General features: G+C 67.8%; 12 protein-coding genes and 2 pseudogenes. 6 read left to right on the plus strand and 8 right to left on the minus strand.

Features of this window, described 5'->3' with window-relative positions; translation table 11 throughout:
* Positions 1-124: 124 nt before the first annotated feature.
* Positions 125-514 (minus strand): hypothetical protein, encoded by a 390-nt coding sequence (locus ACIRQH_RS00335; protein ID WP_404223281.1) that lies wholly within the window; start codon positions 512-514, stop codon positions 125-127.
* A gap of 1258 nt (positions 515-1772) precedes the next feature.
* Here ACIRQH_RS00335 and ACIRQH_RS00340 point away from each other — a divergent pair.
* Together ACIRQH_RS00340 and ACIRQH_RS00345 are read left to right on the plus strand one after the other, a co-directional pair.
* The gene (locus ACIRQH_RS00340) at positions 1773-2726 is read left to right on the plus strand and encodes an IS4 family transposase (RefSeq protein WP_404223951.1); all 954 of its coding nucleotides are present in this window, start codon (positions 1773-1775) and stop codon (positions 2724-2726) included.
* A 587-nt stretch (positions 2727-3313) separates the two neighbouring features.
* Positions 3314-4432 carry an inositol polyphosphate kinase family protein gene (locus tag ACIRQH_RS00345; protein WP_404223283.1) on the plus strand — a complete coding sequence of 373 codons (1119 nt, stop codon included), beginning with the start codon at positions 3314-3316 and terminating at the stop codon, positions 4430-4432.
* Between the two features lie 120 nt (positions 4433-4552).
* Here ACIRQH_RS00345 and ACIRQH_RS00350 read toward each other — a convergent pair whose 3' ends face one another.
* Together ACIRQH_RS00350 and ACIRQH_RS00355 are read right to left on the minus strand one after the other, a co-directional pair.
* A complete protein-coding gene (locus ACIRQH_RS00350) occupies positions 4553-4681 on the minus strand; it encodes a hypothetical protein (protein WP_404223285.1) in 129 nt (42 codons plus the stop codon).
* An 823-nt stretch (positions 4682-5504) separates the two neighbouring features.
* The gene (locus tag ACIRQH_RS00355) at positions 5505-9236 is read right to left on the minus strand and encodes a S8 family serine peptidase (RefSeq protein WP_404223287.1); all 3732 of its coding nucleotides are present in this window, start codon (positions 9234-9236) and stop codon (positions 5505-5507) included.
* Here ACIRQH_RS00355 and ACIRQH_RS00360 point away from each other — a divergent pair.
* On the plus strand, positions 9199-9711 hold the full coding sequence (locus ACIRQH_RS00360; protein ID WP_404223290.1) for a transposase: 513 nt from the start codon (positions 9199-9201) through the stop codon (positions 9709-9711). The two genes, ACIRQH_RS00355 and ACIRQH_RS00360, sit on opposite strands and share 38 nt — an antisense overlap.
* Before the next feature lie 60 nt (positions 9712-9771).
* Positions 9772-9981 (plus strand): annotated as a pseudogene (locus ACIRQH_RS00365) (glutamine synthetase); the annotation flags it as partial.
* Between the two features lie 123 nt (positions 9982-10104).
* Here ACIRQH_RS00365 and ACIRQH_RS00370 read toward each other — a convergent pair.
* Both ACIRQH_RS00370 and ACIRQH_RS00375 read right to left on the minus strand, forming a co-directional pair.
* Entirely contained in the window at positions 10105-10824 is a 720-nt protein-coding gene (locus ACIRQH_RS00370; protein WP_404223292.1) for a hypothetical protein, read from the minus strand.
* A 936-nt stretch (positions 10825-11760) separates the two neighbouring features.
* Positions 11761-12672, minus strand: coding sequence for a helix-turn-helix domain-containing protein (locus tag ACIRQH_RS00375; protein ID WP_404223295.1), 912 nt, complete (start codon positions 12670-12672; stop codon positions 11761-11763).
* A gap of 76 nt (positions 12673-12748) precedes the next feature.
* On the opposite strand from ACIRQH_RS00375, the gene ACIRQH_RS00380 reads away from it, so the two are divergent.
* A complete protein-coding gene (locus tag ACIRQH_RS00380; RefSeq protein ID WP_404223297.1) occupies positions 12749-13606 on the plus strand; it encodes an alpha/beta fold hydrolase in 858 nt (285 codons plus the stop codon).
* A gap of 18 nt (positions 13607-13624) precedes the next feature.
* Complete coding sequence (locus ACIRQH_RS00385) at positions 13625-14890, plus strand: FAD-dependent monooxygenase (RefSeq protein WP_404223299.1); 1266 nt, start codon at positions 13625-13627, stop codon at positions 14888-14890.
* Between the two features lie 1014 nt (positions 14891-15904).
* Here ACIRQH_RS00385 and ACIRQH_RS00390 read toward each other — a convergent pair.
* The 3 genes and pseudogenes from ACIRQH_RS00390 to ACIRQH_RS00400 form a co-directional block, all read right to left on the minus strand.
* Positions 15905-16462 (minus strand): annotated as a pseudogene (locus tag ACIRQH_RS00390) (transposase); the annotation flags it as partial.
* A gap of 22 nt (positions 16463-16484) precedes the next feature.
* Positions 16485-19184: an alpha-L-rhamnosidase C-terminal domain-containing protein gene (locus ACIRQH_RS00395; protein ID WP_404223302.1), complete on the minus strand. Its 2700-nt coding sequence runs from the start codon at positions 19182-19184 to the stop codon at positions 16485-16487.
* Positions 19185-20082: 898 nt separating this feature from the next.
* Positions 20083-20541 carry a PPOX class F420-dependent oxidoreductase gene (locus ACIRQH_RS00400; RefSeq protein WP_404223953.1) on the minus strand — a complete coding sequence of 153 codons (459 nt, stop codon included), beginning with the start codon at positions 20539-20541 and terminating at the stop codon, positions 20083-20085.
* Positions 20542-20568: the final 27 nt, after the last annotated feature.

Below are 20568 nucleotides of genomic sequence, written 5' to 3' on the forward strand. Positions count from 1 at the left end.
CGCCTCCAGCGGTCGGGTCGGACGTCACCGAACATCCAACCCCCACGAGGACCAACCCGGCGAACCTACGCGGTCACAGCACTAGCGGCGGCCAGTGGGACAGGACACCTGGCTGCGCTCAGGGCTACTCGTGGTGCATCACGATGACGACGATCGCCACGACGAGGCGACTGACCGTGCTGATCAATAATCTCGACCAGAACGTCGGGCCCTTACGCGTCCCGCCATCTTGGGCAGCACTCTCGTCCGACCTCTGACCGGCGGTCATGTCCATCCGCCATGGGTGTTCGCCGCTCTTGTCATGGTTTCTCTCCTCGGCTGACAAGCTCACGCCGCCTGCACCCGCCTGTACCGTGATGGTCTGCCCCGTACCAACGAGCCAGTACAAGGCGATGTCGCGATACCACGGGCCTGGTACTGCGTACCGTGCATCCGTCATCGTCATGGCGCCGCGCACGGTGTTGCCGCCACGCTGCTTGCCATGAGCGGAACTCAGAGGAATACGGCGTCCCACATCAACGAACCCTGGTGCGTGGCCCTGCGTCAGGCCACCAGCTCCATCAGTCGAAAAGACCTCGCGCTGCGGGTCGGGATGAGCAAGTCGAAGCTTCAGGAGTTCCTCGGCGGGAACCGGAAGCCCGGGATGGACGACACCGTGCTCTTGGCGGAGGCTCTCAACTATCCCAAGCTGCGTCTGCTCCCGCTGTGCGGCTACCTGGACGGCCTGTCCAATCTCCTGTCCTACCTCGATCAGATTGTGGAACAGGCCGAACGCATGGACTTCGCGGCCAAACGCCTGCCTGGAGACCCGCCGTCAGGAGCGACACGCCTCGCGAACTCCGCCCTGCTGGAGGGCGACTTCGAGGTGGTGATCCGCCTGGTCTCCCAAGGGACGGGGCGCTGGCGGCGGCACTACGCCGACCAAGTCGTGCTCCGTCCCGTCGGAACCATCAGCAAGGCCACCTGCGAGCGCGTCGAAGAGGCTCTCTATGACGAACTCGCCAGGTGCGGGGCGGGGTTCACCGAGGGGTGGATCGAAGGCATGGAGGCCCTGACCATCAACGTCCCGCGATTTGTGGCGCCGCGCCGCGGGACGGGATCGCCTACGCCCGGTGCTCCCCGCAGCATCGCGGTCTTGGGTGGTCACTGGGCCGGCTCCGCTGACGTCGCCAGCTTCCTCGGCTACGCCTTCGACTACGACTACAGCCACGTTGCCTTCGTCGCCTCACGCGCCTTCTCCCAGTTGAACCACCCCTACGACGACAGCTTCCGTGACCGGGACCGACTCGAAGTCACCCGCACCTACATCGAAGGCGGCGACCTGGGACGCCGGCGCATCTGGGCAGCCGACACCGGGGACTCAGACGCAGCGGTGAAGGTTCTCGCCTCCCACGCCCGACGAAACCCCCTGGTGGTCTACCTCCGGCCCACCGATGAGTTGCTTGCATGGACCCGCCCACGTCCGCAGCAACAGCGCCCACACCGCGCTTTCGGCGACGGACAGTCTCAACAAAAGCCGAGCGGTACGGGGCAAGGTCGACGAGGCTCTTCATCCGAAAGATCTCCCCGCCCCATGTCCCACGGAACAAGTTCTCAGCAGGAGCGTCACACGACCCATCGGACAGCCTCTAGACCCAATGCCGTTGCTTTTGCTGTCGGCGTAGGTTGGTCGGGAGTGGGTCCCGGGGGTGGTCGGGGTGGCTTCGAGAGCGTCGGACTTATCGGGTCCTGGTCTGCTGACGTGGGTGTATCCGCCGGGGTTGGTGGACCGGATGGTGGCCGCGTGTGGTCGTGCGGAGCAATGCAGACGGCTGCTTCCTGCGCGGTTGGTGGTGTATTTCGTTCTGGGGCTGGCGCTGTTTTCGCCGGCTCCGTATATCGAGGTCATGCGGCATCTGGTCGCGGGTCTGCGGGGGCTGGGATTGCTGGGTGAGTGGCATGTGTCGGCGAAGTTTTCGCTGTTCAGGGCCCGGCAGCGGCTCGGTTTTGAACCGCTTCAGGTGTTGTTCGCCGCGACTGCGAAGCCGATGGCCGGCGAGTCGACGCCGGGTGCGTTCTGGCGGGGTCTGCGGGTGCTGGCGGTCGACGGGACCTACTGGGACGTCGCCGACACGGAAGCCAACCAGGCCGCTTTCGGGCGTCCCGGCAGCGGCCACGGGGCGAAGCGCGGTGCGTTTGTCCAGGTGCGGATGGCGGCGCTGGTGGAAGTGGGCAGTCATGCCGTGCTGGATGCGGAACTCGCCGGCTGCCGGGCCGGTGAAGTCACCCTTGTCGGCCGTCTGCCCCGGTCCTGCACTGCGGGCCAGCTGGTGCTGGCCGACCGCGAGTTCCTGGGCGTCCCGCTGTGGCGGGCGTTCACCGACAGCGGGGCCGACCTTCTGTGGCGGGTGTCGGCCAACCGCGTCCTGCCCGTGAACAAGCTGCTGCGTGACGGATCATGGCTCTCCACCATCCACGCTGCCACCGATCCGGCGAAGCGAGACCCGGTGCAGGTCCGCGTCGTGGCCCACCACCTCAAAGGCACCGGCAAGGAGGCCGCGGCGAGTGACTATCGCCTGGTCACCACCCTGTTGGATCCCTGCCGCTATCCGGCTCGGCAGCTGGCCGCTCTCTATCGTGAGCGTTGGGAGATCGAGTCCTTCTTCGCCGAGATCAAGACCTTCCAACGCTGCGCGAAGGTGGTCCTGAGTAGCACGACACCCGACGGTGTCCTGCAACAGATCTGAGCTCATCTCCTGGTCCACCACGCGCTGCGGGAACTGATGCTGAGAACCGCAGCCACCCGCCAACTCGACCCGGACCGGGTCTCTTTCACCGAAACGCTGCGTTCCGTCCGGCGCAGTGTGACCGTCACCCCGGGCGGTTTTTCCCCCTGAGCTCCTGGTCCGAGCACTGTACGTACTCCAAGAGGACCTGCTGGAAAGACTTCTGCCCGCCAGACGGCTCCGCAGCCAGCCCCGGGTCGTCAAGCGCAAAATGTCCAACTACTGGCTCAAGCGGACTGAACATCAAACCTGCCCGCAACCCACCCACGCCGGCGCCCAAGCCATCCGCATCAAACACCCCCGGCCGCCGGGCCCAGACCCGTAAAGCAACGGCATTGGGTCCAATCGCGCTGCCAGGCGAGCTCACAGATCCAGGGCAACCAGAATCGCCGCACCTGCAGAACGGTCCTCCCGGTTCGGCCCACCCCGATTCGGCGCATCCTGGCCCACCCCCGAATCGCCGAGCATTGAACCCTGTTCCTCCCCATGACCGTTGTCCCTCTTCGAAGGCGCTCGGCAGGCGCACTCGATGAGAGCAGGAGACACGCATGGCAACACCCGCTGACACCACGAACGAGATCTCGTACGCCTCCGACGACGAGGCGGAGCGCAGCGCCCTTCGAGAAGGCAGGAGGTCCACGTCACCGTCGCCGGAGCGGAACGTCAACCAAGGCGGGCACGGCGGCATCACACCGCTCGGACCGAACGGCGAGATTCTGCAGAAGGGAGCCCCGCAGGACTCCGTGGAGAACGAGTTCTACGAACGGGTACGCGCCGCCGCCTACCCGCACTTCACGCCGGTCGTCCCGGCGTCGTACACGGCGGACGAGGTCCGCACCAGGCTGGGTGACACTCTGTCCTCGGCGCAGCTCGACGGCCTCGACGACCGCCACAACATCTACATCGAGAACATCACCTCGGGCCTGGTCGACCCGAAGACCCTCGACACCAAGATCGGGAAGTCGACTACGAGCTACCGCGAGAACCTCGAACAGCACGACAAAGGCAGGTGGGCGGCCGGGACCAAGGCCCTGAAGTTCGCCATCGGCGTAGACCCGGCCACCGGCTCGACGTTCCGCGGCTGGCGTGCGGTCGGCGGCACCGACGCGGGCGAGAGCCGACTGATTACCGGCATGCAGTCACAGAAGATCCTGAGCAAGTTCTCGGAGGAACCAGCGGTCTGGGACCAGCTGATCACCAAGATGCAGGACATCAGGACCGCGGCCCGCAACTCCGACATCGGCTTCATCGCCTCCAGCGTGTTCTCGGTCACCGGCACGAGGGAGGGCGAGCAGGTGGTGGACGCCAAGCTCATCGACTTCGCCCATGTCATCGACGCGGCGCAGCCGTTCAAGCAGTCCCCCAGCGTCGGCCCCGACGGTAGCCCGCGGCTCAGCCCCGCAGAGCTCGAACCGGACGCCCGGCTGGCCAACCGCACCGATCTGACCGATCTCAAGAACAAGTACCGGCGACAGTTCATCGAGGGTATGGATGCCCTGATTGGGGACGCCACACGGGTCCGCGGGGAGAAGGCCCGGTCCCAAGTGGCGCACTACGCGGCGATGAACCGCACACCGGGTGTTGCCGAGCAGTCGACGAGCACGGCGCCCCAGGGCAAGCCGTACGTCCCGCCGAAGAACACCCAGGGCCCGGTCCACGGCCGCTGACGGCCTGGGACCCAGGATGTCGCGGAGCCACCACCTTCCGTCGGCGTCGCGGCAGATGACGGCTGCGTGCCGGGACCAGGCGTCGGGCTTCGGAGTGGCGCTCCTTGTCCTGGACACGCCTCAGGATGACGGCGCCGACCCACAGAGCGCCGGCGCTAGAACGAACCCCGCGAGCACGTCGGTCTCGACCTGCTCCAGTTCCTCCGCCGAGACCGGATCGCGGAACTCGCGCAGGTCGCGTACGGTCACCAGCCCCAGCCTCCTCGCCTTCACTCCTGAAGTTACGTCACCAGCTCGAAGAACACCCCAAGGAGACAGAACACCCTGGCCACGTGGACAAGGACTCAGCAGGGCTCAGGGAAGGGAACTGGTCGAGGCTCTGGCAGTCGCCGCGGCTGAGACCACTGCCGCGACCGGGGCGGAGAAGGAAGCGGTGCCCTTAGTCGCGCCGGTGCCGGGTTCGACGGTGCCGCCCTGGCGGGACGGGCTGCCGGTGACGGTTCTGGCGCCGGACTATCAGCGGATTCTCGGCGTGCTGGAACAACGTCGGTCAGCAGGTCACGGACCGCTTCCGCCAAACAGATCGCGGTGGAGCTGGGCCTTGGGCCGATGCCGGCGAAGGTCGAGGGAGTGCGGCCGAAGGCCAGACGCCTGGCAGAGCGCGTGTGGCTCCTCCTTCAGACATCGGGTTGCAGGTCACGCCCTCCGGTGCGGGCTGGAGCCCGGGCGCTTCCGCGTCTACGACGTCGGGCGTTGCCGGGGGGGCCGGGTGAGCGGTGGGAACAAGGGGCGGCCCTGCCGGTCCAGGCCTGGCTCGCGATGTGGTTCGGCGAACACTCTCCGAGCCCTACACGAGAACGTCGGGTCCCGGCGGAGCCTGTCCGCCTTCCCTCAGCGGCCACGCGATCGGGAAGGTGCGCGGCCGCACGCGCGGTGGGACGGGGCGGGGACCGGTCGCGGAGCGACTCCCACCGCGCCGGTCCTGACTCGCTCCCCGACAAGGCGAAGGGGGCGGGACCGCTGGATGCGGTCCCGCCCCGGGTCGGTCAGCCAGGGCTGATCCGGTGGGTCCTTACTTCAGGCCGAAGGCCCGGCTGATCTTCTGCGTGATGGTGTCGCCCTCGTTGTCGGCGGCGCTGGTGCGCAAGGTCACGAACTTGGCCTTGGCGGGAGCGTTCAGGTGAGTGCTCCAGCCCGCTGCGGAGCGGGTCAGGGCTGCGTGCTGCCAGGTGGCGCCGTCGTCGTAGGAGATGTCGAGGCCGACCGTTCCGATGGTGTCGGAGCTGGGACCGCCCGCGAGGTGCGAGGGAATGACGGTGATGGCGGCGCGGCGGCCCGTCTTGCCGGCGGCGTTCATGCCCTCGACCGTGTAGTCGAGCTGGATCAGCGGCAGAACGGCGTAGGTGCCGGGTGCGGGCTGCCCGGAGGTGAAGCCCCACTCGGTCCTGGTCGTGACCGAGTAGTCGTTCTCCCAGAAGTCCCGGGCGTTCTCCGAGACCAGGCGGTACGGCTGTTTCTCGGCGCTGTCCAGCGTGAGGGGGTACCGAGGGCTGCCGATGGTGTCGGTGGTGGAGTCCCTGAGCAGGAGCGGATCACCGTCGGGGAGCACCTGGTACATCTTCACACTGTTGTGGACACCGGTGTTGTTCAGGGTCCTGCCGACGTGCCCGGGCTCGGAGTCGCCCCAGCCCGGGATGACCGCCAGCACCTGGTCGCCCACCCGTACCGGCACGAAGTTGCCGTTCGACCGGGGACGCTGGATCGGCCCGAAGTACTCCAGGTGCGAGGTCGTGCCGCTCGGGTACCGCTTCACGGAGTCGCTGCTGATCTGCAGTTGCTGGTTCACCATGGCCTCTTCCACCCAGTCCGTGTCGCGCGACACCCAGTCGGTGCGCTCGGCTTGGGCGGGGGTGGGCAATGGGTTGGATCCGTAGAAGCCTTGCCACACCGCGGAACGGTACTCCAGGGCCCGTGCGGGGCGGTTGTTGCGGAAGGAGACGTCCACCCGGTTGAGGTCGCTGCTCCGCGGCTGGTAGGTGGGGTCCGCCGGGATCGCGGCCCAGTGCTGGCCGATGTCGTAGAGGTAGTCCGTGGTCGGGTGGGAGGTCACCTGGAGCGCCGTGCTCCGGCCCGGCTTGATCTGGGCGATCAGCTCGTTGCCCTCGTCCGCGGTGAGCGAGGCCACAGTCAGGGGAGGCGGGTTCCCGGTCTCGGCGTACGGGTTGTCGAGGTCGGAGTCCCACGGGTCCAGGCGGCCGTCGCCGTCGTTGACGACCAGCAGCAGCTTCGCACCGGCCTTGGCGGCCTGCTCGGCCTGCTCGGCCGGCCCGACGGCATCGCTGCGCCGGACCACGACGGCCTTGCCCGCGGCATCGAGCCCGGCGTACGCGGCGGCGGCGCCCTCACCGGCGTAGACGGCCTTGTACTGGCGGCTGCCCTCCTTGAGGGGGGTCGCTCCGCGCGCGACGATCAGGTCGTCGAAGGCGTGCGTGCCGGACGCGACCGTCAGGGCCGGTTCCGTCAGACGCCAGTTGCCGCCGAACCCGAAGGTGCCCGCGGTGACGGGCTTGGTGGGCAGGGCCCAGACGCTGTCGTACCCCTTGGCGGGCCACCGCTGCATGAACAGCCAGTTCCCACTGTCGAACGTGCGGTAGAGGTCGATGCGGGTGTCAGCGGGGGTGCTCTCCTGCGGCGTCCGGACGGAGACCTGCTTCGCCTGGGAAGCGTCCAGGTCCACCGCGGTGTCCTTGTCGACGACGACCTCGGGGGCGGTCAGGATCGCCTTGCCCTTGGAATGCGCCCCGTGAACGCCCTGGACATCGCCCTCCAGGGTCACGAGGTACTTGCCCGCAGGCACGTCGACCGTGCCGGTGCCCGAGTCGTCCAGAAGCAGCGGGCCCATGGAGACCTTGTCACTGATCAGGTACACATCACCGCTCAGCGGGTGGCCGCTGCGGTCCTTGCCATTGATCGTGAGGGTGAAGCGCGGGGCCTGCACGTAGGCGCCGATCAGGGTGTGGGCCAGCAGCGCGCCGGACGGACCGGTGGCGAGGATCTGCCCCGAGGTCGTGGTGTCGCCCTTCAACAGGTCGAAGTTGGTGGTGAGGGTGACCTTGCTGCTGCCGTGAGCGGGGACAGTAACCTTCTGAGGGGACAGCGAGAACGCGCCCGCGGGGCCGGCGGGTACCTGGACCGCCAGGTCGAGGGTGACCGGGGTGCCCGCGGTGTTGGTGTACGTCACCGCCTTCTCGGACTTGTCACCGGACGGCGCCGAGGGGTCGCGGTAGCCGCCGAACACACTGCCGGTGGCGAACACCGTGCCCTTGACGGCGGCGGAGACGTCGAGGCGGCCGCTGCCCCCCTCGTACGCGGTGTACTGGGGCGTAGCCTTGGTGCTGCTGACCAGGCCGTCCTTGAGCTGCTGGCCGGTCCAGTCCGGGTGGGCCCGGGCAAGCAGCGCGGCAGCGCCCGCGACGTGCGGGGTGGCCATCGAGGTCCCGCTCAGCGTCTGGTAATAGCCTGAGCCGCCTTCGGCGTACTGCGACCGGGCCGCCAGCACATTGACGCCGGGTGCGGTCAACTCCGGCTTCAGGCCGGCATCGCCCTGGCGGGGGCCGGTGCTGGAGAACTCGGCGAGAGTGTCCGAGGTGTCCACCGCGCCGACAGACAGCGCGGCGTCGGCGACACTGGGCGTCGATACGGAGTGCGGGCCGTCATTGCCGGCCGCGATGGTGAACAGCGCACCGGTCTCGGCGCTGAGCTGGTTCACGGCCTCGCTCAACGGGTCGTGGCCATCGGTGGGCCCGGCGCCGAGGCTCATGCTGATGACCTTGGCGTGCTGGTCGCGGGCGGCCCACTCCATACCGGCCAGAACCCAGGAGTCCTGCCCGCTGCCTTCATTGTCCAGCACCTTGCCGATGTGCAGGCGCGCGCCGGGCGCGACACCCTTCTCCTTGCCGTCGGAGGCGGCACCGGTGCCGGCGATGGTCGAGGCGACGTGGGTGCCGTGGCCGTTGTGGTCTTCGACGTCCTGGTCGGGCACGAAGCTCGTGCTCGCAGCCACCTGGCCGACCAGGTCGGGGTGCTGCGTGTCCACACCGGTGTCCAGCACGGCAACGTCCACACCCTGGCCGGTGTCACCGCCCGCCCACACCTGCGGTGCGCCGATCTGCGCGGTGGTGTCGGCCAGAGCGGCCTTGACCTTCCCGTCCAGCCAGACCTTCGCGATCCCGCTGTGCAGTTGGATCTTGGCGTCGGCGCTGCGACCGCTCGCCGCCGCGGTTCCGCCGGTGAGTGAGTCCCAGAATTCGGCGGCCTTCGACCGCGACTCCGAGAGCGCCGCGCCCTGAATGCTGCTCAGAGTGAGGGCCTTGGTGGCGCCGGGCGGCACGGCCCGGGTCCGCGCGCGGACGGCGGCGTCGGTATACCTGATGATCAGGGGCAGGCTGTTGCTCTCCTCGTCCGCGTAACCGTCCGCCAGCAGCTTGGTGACGTTGAAGAGTTCGCGGTCCAGCTTCCCTGCGGCGATGTACCGAACGGCGGCGTCGGGGTACATGTAAATGTCCTTGCCGACCTTGTAGGTCGTGACGCCGGTGAGTCGGCCGTTCACGCCCTGCACGGAGCGGGTGACCCTGCCGTCGGCACCGGTGGTGACGGTCACCTTGTCACCGGTGATCAGGGTGACGGTACGCGAGGTCGGCTGATGCACCGCGCGGGCGGGCAGCCGCGGAGCGGCCTGGTCGGCGGGCGTCACGGCGGTGGCCGGCATGACCCCCATCGTCAGAGCGGCGATCGTGGCAAGCACGACCGAACCTGGTCTGGATATAGGAACGCTGGGCAAAGTTGCTCCTCAGGGAACCGAAGAACGGGCACCTGATCATGGGCCAGAGTGGGTTTCAGATGACGGTCCAGGTGTGACGTTTTATGGCCATGTCGCAACTGCGCCATCACCAGTAATTCGCTTAGAACGTGGCCTATATGGTGAGGCGGAGGAGCCTCTCCCGAGGTGCGGCCCCGGGCCGCTGGCCGCATGGCTGGCCACCCATCCCGGTGTGGAGATCATCTGCCGGGACCTGGCGGATGCCTATGTCGAAGGCGCGCGACTCGGCGCTCCCGCCGCGATCCAGGTCGCCGACCGGTTCCACCTGTGGCAGGGCGTCGGCCGAGCCGTGGAAACCTGCGTCGCGGCCCACCGCGAAGGCCTGAACGCACCAACAGCGCCAATGCGAAGGGACTGCGGCGTCGCCCGACCACTCGGTGCGCGGCGGACCGGACCTTGACGGCCGGCGGGCCCAGCGCAAGAAGGCCGCGCACGCCCTGATCACGATCTGCTCGACTACTTCTCCACGAAGGCGATGCGCGAGGGCTACGACGCGATCATCACCGCGTGCGAGTCGCTGGGCGAGGGCTCGAAGCCCATGGACCACGTCAAGCACTACGGCGCCGTCATCGAGGACCGCCGTCCCAACGCGAACGTCGACCCGTACGTCGTGACGCGCCTGATCGTCGACACCTGCTGCACCGCCCTGGAGAAGGCCGGCCAGGTCTGATCCACCGTCGTAAGGTGGTCTTCGACGAGGCTCTCCATACGAGGATCCGCGGCGATGCGGTGGCCGTGCCGCGCCGAAAGGCTTTCCGGCGCGACATGACGGGGCCGGTCCGCCCCGCCGGGCTCAGTGCTCGCGGGCCGCCTGGCGACGACGAGCTGCCACGAACACACCACCGCCAGCGGCCAGCAGCACTGCCGCGCCGACCACCAGAGGTCCGGTGTTGCTGCTTCCGCTGTGGGCGAGCGAGCCGTCCACGCTCGCCGACGATGTCGCCGCACCCGGCACCGTGGCGGCGGGCGTCGTCGCCTCAGCTGTGGAGCTTGACGGAGTGGAGGTCGGGGTGGAGACCGGCGGCACAGACGCCAAGGGGGTGGGCGCCGACGACGAGGCCGAAGGCGTGGACGCCGGCGGACTGGAGGCTGGAGGTGTTGAGGCCGGAGGCGTTGACGGTGTGGCCTCGCAGGTCTGGGTACCCCCGTGCCAGGCCGCGATCAGGCCGTTGCCGAAGGCCGGGTGGTCAGGACCCTCAGGAAGGTCCCCGCTCACCCCGTCATGCTTGGTGTCACCGACGTAGAGGTCGATCTGTGCGAAGCACCCGGGCCGGGGAACGGTGATGTCCAGAGTGTCGCTGTCCTGACCGGCGACGGTGACGAAGTCCTGGAAGACCTGCTTTCCGGACGTCTGCCAGGTCGGACCCTGGCCGCCGTAGGACGCGAGGGAGACGGTGCAGGCGTGGTGCCGAGCATCGCGCACCGCGATGCGGACCTTCCCATCGCCGGTGGGCACCAGCGCGCCGGTGCGGAACTGGTCCGCCGACCCCCAGGTGTGACCGTCCAGGGACAAACGGCAGCTCCCGCGTCGTTCTTGGCGGCGGTCGGGGTGGCCTGGTAGCCGGTGACCGCCGCGTGTGCGGCGGTCGCGCCCATCGCCGTCACGGCCAGTGCAGCAGCACCGGCACCCACGGCGGTGCGCAGGGCAGCACGCCTCATTGCTGACATAGGAGAGTCCATTTCGTGTGTCGGCGTCCTCGGTGTGCCCGAAACATTCGGTCGTACGGGCAGAAGGACGCCGAGGGTCCAGCTGGGTCTGAGTTCTGCGGAGGTATCGCGCCGCGTCGCGTTTCGCCACGACTGCCGGACATGCCTGAACGGCGCCCTCCGCCTCAGCCGCGAACTCAACGCGAGTGACGAGCAACGCCTCCACACGCAGTCAACGAGAGTTCACCCTGCGAAAGTTCACGGCGCGCCATGCCGCGTTGGCCCCGGAGGGGGCTGGGTGGGTCCTGCTTTCGCGTCCGCGGTTTTGCCGGGGACCGCCGGCGGCTGGAACGAGCCGGCGTCCTGACCGTCCAGTTCGGCTCTCCAGCCAGCAGCTCACCTTCGATCGGGAGACGGAAGGCGCCCGTCGACTTGAACCGGTCCTCGATCGAATCGCCGCAAGATGGCCTGGCTCGGCGGGGCTGGCGACCCTCGGCCAATCGTGACAGCGCCACAGTTGCCTCGGGGCAGCAACTGACGCGCTGAAGCGGCCTCGGGAATCGGCGTGAACTGGCCTCTGGTATGCCGCTGTTGGTGCGACCGGGCCTCGGCATGATGGATGACCTATGCCGTGAATCGGCGCTGCCCATCGCCTCTCGCGGGGGAACGAGGCCGCATCGCGGGCTCCGTTCGCCGAATCCTGGCTCGGCCAGGTGGTCAGTACCTCGTGGTCTGACCAGGTCGGCGCCCTTGACCGCTGAGCGCCGCCGGACCCGTCCAGGGCCGGTGACCGCGGCGCCGTTCACAGCGGTAGCCGTCTCACCTCCGGCAGACGACCGAGCCGGAGATCCCTGGAGACGTGAGGCTTGGCGAGTGTTCCGCGGCTGGGCCATGCGATGTCGTCAACGGCGAGAAAGGGTTCGCCGGCTACGGCCCTGGGGGTTGCCCCGGTGAACGCCATGACGTCCCGATGCAGGTGGGACTGGTCGGCGTAGCCGGTGTCGGCCGCGACTTGGGCGGCGCCTTCACCCGCGACCAGGCGGTGGGCGGCATGGTCGAAGCGGACCAGCTTCACAGCGCGCTTGGGCGGCAGGCCGAGCTGCGACCGGAAACGGGACCACAGGCGCTTACGGCTCCACCCGACTTCGGCCGCGAGTCCGTCGACCCGGGCCAGGCCACCGCTGCCGATGATCCGGTGCCAGGCCCAGGACACCTCCGGGTCTACCAGCGGCCCTGCCTCATATCGGCGGGCGAGCAACGCGTCCGTCAACGCGAAGCGATCCTGCCACGACGAGACACCGCTCAGTTGCTCTCGGATCCGGGACGCCTCCCGACCCCACAGGTCGCCCAGAGCCACGACGGCGCCGTCGAAGTCGGCGGGGGAAGCGCCCAGAACCGCGCGTGCGATCACCGGGGACAGGCGTACCTGAACGCACTCGACGTTTTCGCCCCGCGCCCGGACCGCGCCTCCGGATCCGAGCCCGGGCCCGGGCCCGGCGACGAGGCTTCCCCGCTGCTGCCCCCCGGCGGCACAGTCAAGGACGGGCGAGCCGGCGCCGAACTCCAGGAGCAGTGTCACGGCCGGGTGCGGGACCATCCGGAGCGCGTCGAGGTCGCGGACACGGAATCCGGCCATGGTGAGACCGGCCACCCTGCTGGGACGCTGCGGGCATGCGACGTCCCACACAGCCGCACCGTGCATGAAAGTCCCCACGGTCCCATGCTAAGCGAGCCGACCGAGGGAACAATTGTCCAATCCCTCGACGGGGACCGGCGGCGACAGTGGGCTCATGACTGTTTCTAACGGCGGTTGGTATGTGAACGGCCGCGCCGAGGCCACTGAGAGTTCGACCCTGTCGCTGGACGACGGCGACATCCACGTATGCCAGGACGGACCTCGCGATGCCCCCGCACTCCTGCTCATCCACGGGTCCGCGTCCTCGGTCCGCTCGTGGGACGCGCTGGTTCCGCTGCTGACCAGAGCTCACCGCGTCATCCGGATCGACCTGCTCGGGCACGGCCGGTCGGCCAAACCGGCCGACCGCAGCTACGCGCTCGCGGACCAGGCACGCCGGGCCGGCGTGGCGCTGGACCGACTCGGCGTCGAGCACGTCGTGGTCGTCGGTCATTCCAGCGGCGGCGTGGTCGCCACCGCCCTCGCCGAACAGCGACCCGACCTGGTCACCGCGCTCGCGCTCATCAACACCGGACCCAGCCTGGACGCCTTCATCGCACCGCAGTCCACCGCAATCGGACTCTCACAGTGGCCGCCGAGCGACGAGCAGATCCGCCGGTTCGCGAGCACGGGTTTCAGCCGCGCGGGCTACCAGATCCCACCGGAGCTCCTGGACGACGTGCGCTGCATGACCCTCCACACGCTCACCACAACGATGCAGGCCACCCGCGACTACCTGGAGCAGCAGTCGCTCCCGGACCGGCTGACGGCCCTCGGCAAGCCGCTACTGGTGATCTTCGGCGCGGACGACCGCAGGTGGCGATCCTCATCCGCCGCCGACTACCGCGCCGTTCCGGGAACGAAAGTCGAGTTGCTGCCCGGTCTCGGACACTCACCCATAGTCGAGGATCCCCCGCGGACCGTCACCCCCCTGCTGGCCTTCACCACGATCCACGCCGTACGGGTGGACTGAATGACAAGGAAGGGTGCCATGCGGATTCTCGTCTCCGGCGCCAGCGTCGCCGGTCCGGTGCTGGCCTACTGGCTCAGCAGGCACGGCTTCATTGTCACCGTCGTTGAACGCGCGCCGACTCCCCGCAAGACCGGCGGCCACGCGGTCGACCTGTTCCGGCCCGCGATGAACATTTCGGAGAAGATGGGCGTGCTCCCGCGCGTCGAGGAGCGGGCCACCGGCACCAACCGGATGACCGTCCACCAGGAGGGCGCACGGCGTCCCGTCGGGGTGGACCTCTCCAAGATCTTCAGTGCCACCTCCGACCGGCACGTCGAGATCATGCGCGACGACCTGAGCGAGATCTACTACGACGCCGCGCGCGACGACGTCAAGTACATCTTCGGCGACTCGATCACCGCGATCTCGCCCGACGGCGAGGTGCGATTTGAGAACGCCGCGCCGCGCCGCTTCGACCTCGTCGTCGGCGCAGACGGGCTGCACTCCAACGTGCGCCGGCTCGCCTTCGGCGACGAGTCCCGCTTCAGCGCCTTCATCGGTGCCTACCTCGGCGTCCTGACCCTGCCCAACGCCTCCGGGCTCGACGGCGAACTCCTCATCCACGTCGGCGTCGGCCGCACCGCCGGCTTCTACGGCGCGCGACACCTCGGCGACGCGCGAGCGTTGTTCCTGCTCCGGAGCAAGCGCGAGCTCGACTACCGCCACCACGACGTGCCCCGGCAGAAGGAGTTGCTGCACGGTGCCTTCGACGGGATGCACTCCGACGTGGACCGCTGGCTGGACGAGCTCGACCGCACCCCGGCGTTCTACTTCGACTCGATCACCCAGCTCCGCATGGACACCTGGTCGCGTGGGAGGGTGACGCTCGTTGGCGACGCGGGCTACTGCCCCGGCCCGGCCGTCGGCGGCAGCACCAGCCTCGCCGTCGTCGGCGCGTACGTCCTCGCCGGGGAACTGGCGAAGGCGGGCGGCGACCACGAGCGCGCCTTCCCCGCCTACGAGCGCGCGATGGCGGAGCACGCGCGCGGCAGCCGCGCGGCCGCGCTCAGCGCGGCGAAGACCCTGATACCCACCTCACGCCTTGGCGTGCGGGGACTGGCCCAGGGCGCCCGCCTGATCTCCGCCCTGCCCGCACGGCCCAGTCGCGCCCTCCTCCGCCTCACCACCAAGAGCGCACGCCTCCACAACGCCATGACCGTCGACGACTACCCGCCGCCGCCCACCGCATCACGAGGCCCGGTCGGCCTCGCAGGCGACCCGGGAGGCGGGCTCGGGGCGGAGTAAGGAGTGCTCGCCACTCTGCTGCAGGCTCAGCTCGCGGAACTCGGCGGCTGCTGCGCAGGCCCGCGTCCCAAAGATCGCTGTGCAGAGCCGAGGGTCGGTGAAAGCGCCGCTCCAGCCTCCATCGGGCACGCGGAGGTTCGCGGCAAAACTGCGGGCCACTGCACTCGGCTGCGCGACGCCGATACCAAACCTTCTTCGGCCACAGCGCCCGAGGAGTTCGAGACGGCCTCGCTGACGTGAAGGCGCAGAACGTGGCCCTGAAACGCTGCCTCCTGGTGACAAATGTCGCGAGCAACTACGAGTTTCCCGAGTTGGAGCGCCAAGTCCCTGACGGGGTCGACGCTCGAGGATCTGGAGACACACGGAGAAGATCGATCAGCCCCTCCTCGCTCCGAAGACCCAGAGTCCTTCAGCGGCCTCGACCCGTCCGACGAGGACGACGGAGCCGGCCTGGCACCGGGCGGCCACCAGGCCAAAAGAACACGGGAGCCGTCGCGGAGTAGCACCGGGGTGATGTAAACCAAGTCGGCGCCGCACGCGCACCTGTACTGCTCGGCGTCGTGCGCCCAGGACGGCGCGCCGCCGACCTTGAACGTCTGAGCTCCGAGCCCGCGTTGGTTGGGCGTGTCCACGAAGGGCCGCAGAGCCAACGGTCGGGGGCGTGTCCTGCTCCAGCGCTACGCAGCACAGCCCTAGCGGAAGCCGAACCGTCCCTGTGCCAGGTCCCGGAAGGCATGGAATTCGCCGTGCACCCAGGCGAACTGGCCTTCAGTACTTCGCAGGAGTCCACCTGCCGGTCGTCCACTGTCGTGCGCACAACGACGCATCCGAACACTGGTCACCAGCTTCCCGAACAGACGAGGGCTCTGCCCGGTCCCCACCGCGTCAGTTCCCTGGCCAGCAACAAGCCACCGATCGCACCTTGCCATTTAGTAGTGCTTCGTTAGGTTCGTGGTCTGGTTCTGCTGGCGGTGAGTGGGCGGCCGCAGGTGGTGCAGGTGCCGGTCCAGCACCTCAGCAGGTCTTGGAGTGCGTCGAGGGTCTGGTAAAGACTCGGGCTCGTGGCTGGACTTTTGGGTCAAGCCTGCGCAGGGTGAGGAAGGCCTGGGCGGCGGTGACGAGGGTGACGTGGTGGTGCCAGCCGCGCCAGGTGCGGCCCTCGAAGTGGTCGAGTCCCAGGCCGTGCTTGAGCTCGCGGTAGTCGTGTTCGATCCGCCAGCGCATCTTCGCCCACCGCACCAGGTCAGCGGCCGGTGTGGTGGCCGGCAGGTTCGATATCCAGTAGTCCGTCGGGGCGTCCTGGCCGTCCGGCCATTCGACCAGGAGTGTCTGGACGGGCAGGACGCCGTCCCATTGGTTGCGGCCGCCGCCTGCTTCCTGAGCTGCGGCCAGGGACTGCTTGCCCGCCGGCCGCACTCTCAGCACCGCGAACCGCGACGTCATCGGGCCTTTGCTGCCCTGCCGCCGGGTCACCTCGATGAACCGCTCCGCACCCGCCTCGGCCGCGAGAGTGGAGATGGCCCGGGGCGGCGTGCGGTAGCGGGGAAGGGTGGGCGGCCCGAGCCCGCCATAATGAAGACCTAACGAAGCACTACTAGTTTGAGGTGACCGTGTAGCTGCCTTGCTGCTTCACTTTCAGGTAGATGTACCCGGATTCAAAGTGGCCGCCAGCAACTCCGGCCGCGGCAGCGAAGGTTCCGTGGCGCCATACCACCTTGCCGTTGACGGCGACGGTGCTGGCCTTGTCGGAGACCGGGATCGCGATGGTGCCAGAGGTGTTGCTGGGCGCTTTGACGGTCAGACTGAACCGATCAGTGCCAGTCCTGGCACTCCAGCGGACGTCGATGTCGCCGTGCGGGGTAGGAACACGTCCTCGCGTCCAGGTGAGGTCTCCCGGGTGGGGCTGGACCGTCCAACTGGTGTATCCGGGTGTGTCCGGACGAACGCCCAGGACGTAGCTCGACAATGCGGATGTGGGGGCCGTGGACCACCCGTGAGACAGGCTCGTCCCAGATTTCAGACCAGGTCTCCCGTCGCTGCCGGAAATGTTCTCCCACATGGTCCCGGTGTGGTTCGGGCCTGGAGCGATCATGTGGCCCCACACATTGTGCAAGAGTTCTTGCGCGTTCGCTGTGTCGCCGTCAGCCAGGCGTGCCTGGAGTTCGAATCCGCTGATGAAGGGGCTGACCAGTTCTTTGTTGCCAGCGTCGGAGGAGAAGGGGAGCGGTCCGTAAGGGGTGTTCCACAGGACGGACTTGAGCTTGGCCAGGATCTCCTCGTGCTTCGAGGGTGGCGCAACTCCGTACAGGACGGCCAGGGCATTGGCGTCTTGCGCGACGCCTGACTGGGTGTCGCTGATTTTGTAAAGGCCGCTCTTCGAGTCGTAGAGACGCTCATTGATCCGAGTCTTCAGCGTCTCGGCGTCCGCCCTGTAGGCGGCGGCTTGTGAGGCCTCTCCTGCGGCGGTCGCCAGTGCCGCGCCGTCGAGCAGTGTCTTGTAGTAAAGGATGTTGTAAGCGGAGACCTCGCCGCCTTTGTCGCTGTCGTAGAAGTTCCAGTCTGCGCCGTCGACTCCGGCTCTGGTTGAGAACAAGCCGTTGGCGTCGAGCCGCGTCGCGTTCCAGGCGATCTCACGCTTGACCGCGGGCCACTGCTTGGTGACGAAATCCTTGTCGCCAGTGTGGAGGTAATAACTTGCCAGGCCCGAGACGAAATACATGGAGTACGTGGCCGAGTAGGTGGTCGTGTCGCCCGGGGTGAGTGGTCCCAGGTGCGGCACGGTCGCCGGGTGAAGGGCGCCGGGGACGAACCCGCTGGAGAGCTGCCGGCTGCCCAACAGGTTCAGGGACTGCTTGATGTACTCCGGGTTGTTTACGGAGTAGTAGTCGGTGAGCCCCTCAACCAGGATGTCACCGCTCCAGATGGCCCGGTCGCGCCTGGCTCCGTCAAGCACCGACGCCGCGGCGTTGGACCCCGGCGGAATGAAGTCAGCGAGCGTGGCGGGAGTGGTCAGAGAGGTGCTGTAGAGCTTCGTGCCCGTACTGCTGACGACAGTGAGGTCCTTGAAGGCGGCCTTCTCGTCGCCGAACTCGCGAAACCCAATGGTCCCAGCGGGACTGGCGGCGGCGCCGGAGGACGAAGCCGACGTGTCGAAGCGGTCGATCTGCCTGCCGTCCAGCGAGATCGTGATACTGGTCCCGGACACCGTGGTTGCGACGCTGTGCCAGGTCCCCTCGTCCACGGGGGACTGCAGAGCTACGGAGCCGAGGCTGGTGTAGGCCCCGTCATGGACGCCGAACTTCTGCAGTGTGTTCGGGGTCCCGCCGGTGTCGGTGCTGTCATCGAGGATGAACAGGTAGCCGTTCTGGGAGTTCTGCGCGCGGATCATCCACCCGGCTTGGTTGTGGAGAATCTTGGTCTGGAAGGTCGTTGTGTAGTCGATCCAGGAGGCGCCTCGATTCAGGATCCCGGCACCGTCATTGATTTTCGAACCGCCGGCATTCAAGGCGCCGTTCTGCACGGACCAGGACCCGGGAAGGGAGTTGGCGGGAACGAGATTGGTCTGCAGGGTGTACGCGCCGGCGTACCAGATCTTGTTCAACTCATCGGAACTCGAGAGGAAGTGACCTCCGTACCCGTCTGCCTGGGTGCGGTCGGCGATGTAGTTGATGCCAACCTTGCTCAGCATCAGGCGGCCTGGTGTGGAGAGGGTGATCTGCTGGTACCGCTCACCTCCCTGTACGGAGGGGTTTGTGATCGTGCCCGGTCCAGAGATCGGGTAGGCGTTGGATCGAGAGCTGTCGCCGTCGGCCCAGGGCGGCGACCCGTCACCGGACGGGCTCATGTACTGCAGACCCTCGCTGTAGGCGGCCTTCAGGGTCGGGGTCCCGGACGCGGCCGAGACGTTGAAGTAGGGCAGGCCACCCACTTCTTGGCCGTAGTCGAGAAGGATGGTCGGTGCTTGCCCGCCGTCGCCGTACGTCAGTGTTGCTCCGCCTGACCCTCCGCACAGAAGATTCCGGGCGCCTTCGACGGTGCCTGACGTGCTGACCACGGAAACGGGGCAGAGATCGGATCGCTTCGGGGTCTGGACGTACTCCCGCCAGTCACTGGGGACCCGGGGCGCCTTGGAGAGGGCGGCATGCCCTGTGGAGGCGGGAGCCGGCGCCGCTGTTGTGGCAGACGCTGCCGTCGGCAGGGCGAGTGTGGCGAGGATGAGGGTGAGGCCCAGCGAGAGGGCTGCGCCAGCCCAGCCGCGTCTGCGGGATAGTTGCCTTCTGCCGTAAATGATCATGCGAACTCCGAGGTTGCGGGGTGATTCCTTGATGACCCGGGCGCGGCGATGCTCCGCCAAGGAAGTGGCAAGCCAAGGCGGATGGGCGAGAGCTGGAGTCTGTTGAAACGATTCAATTCGGTGCTGCAAGACGCAAGTTATGCAGGGACTGTCTGTACGTCAACCCATAGCGCAGGCCTTGTCATGTCAGCCGGTCTGCCGATGCGTAGCAGCCCCACGGCCCAACGGCCAGGTGCTCTGGATAGTCTCCATAGAGCCTATCCACGGCACGAGTTGAGTCACGGCGCCGTGAACAGTCGGTCGCACTTCTCCGCTTCCTTGGGAGGTGCCGGCCGTTCGTCGATGCGGTGCCCCGAACGTGGGGGTTCGTGACAAGGCAGGGGCACAGCCCGGGCCCTGCACGACTTTGGGCGGTCTGCGGGTGGAGCGTTTCGGTTCGCGTCACGTCCCACCCCCAAGAGGGGGCTTATGTGACGTTCAACTGGCGCTCCGTCGTACCGCCCGGGGAGGGTTCAGCGCGCCGGCCACCACGGTGACCAGCAGCGCACCCAACATTCGACGCCGTAGGTTATGCCGCCAGAATTCCAGAGTCACCGCTCCGGGGCGAATCTTTCCTCACGCAGCCGTGGTCGCCGCGAACGCTGTCGCCATCCTCAAGTTTCCTTACAACTGGCTCGCATGACCGGGGCCCTACGCATCTCAGTGCGTACGGCCCCTTTTCTCGCGGGCGGCGGGTCGCGCTGACAACGGGCCCGGATCCCGGCCGCGGCCGGGTTCACGGGGTGGATTCGAGGGATAGCAGGTAGTTGGCGAACACCGCGTCGTCGACGGAGGCGTGGCCGGTGCGGTGGGCGTGGTTCTTGACGCGGCACATCAACTACCCGGACCAGCTCTCCACTTAACCCTTGATGTCCAAGGCGGTCCCATACAGTCGCTCCACCCGCAACCGAATGACGATTCTGTGCTCGTCGACCAACTGCTTGAAGAACGCGTCTTCGTCGTCCGGCTTCGCAGCCGGCGGAATCATCGCGAGCAGTTCTCGCCCGACTGCATCGCCAGGAACCACCGTGATCTCGGAAGCCTCTGCCACGCCCTCGGCTACGGCGAACGACCAAACGTCGCTACCTTGCACATGCAGCGCCGCGCGCGGGTTGCGTTGCAGATGCTTGACCTTGACTCGGTCGGAGGTTGTGGACAACCGCACGATGCGAGCCTCGGCGTCCCATGTATAGAGCATGGTAGTCAAGTGCGGATGGCCACTCTGCTTGACCGTGGCAAGGGTCCCGAACTGCTGCCCGGCGAGTACGGCGGAGAGGGCTTCGTCGGACAGGGAGCGAGGCGCTGGTCCTTGAGTCATGCCGCGATCAACCTCCGTGATCTCCCC

The sequence above is a fragment of the Streptomyces sp. NPDC102279 genome, assembly GCF_044766365.1.
Classification (GTDB): Bacteria; Actinomycetota; Actinomycetes; order Streptomycetales; family Streptomycetaceae; genus Streptomyces.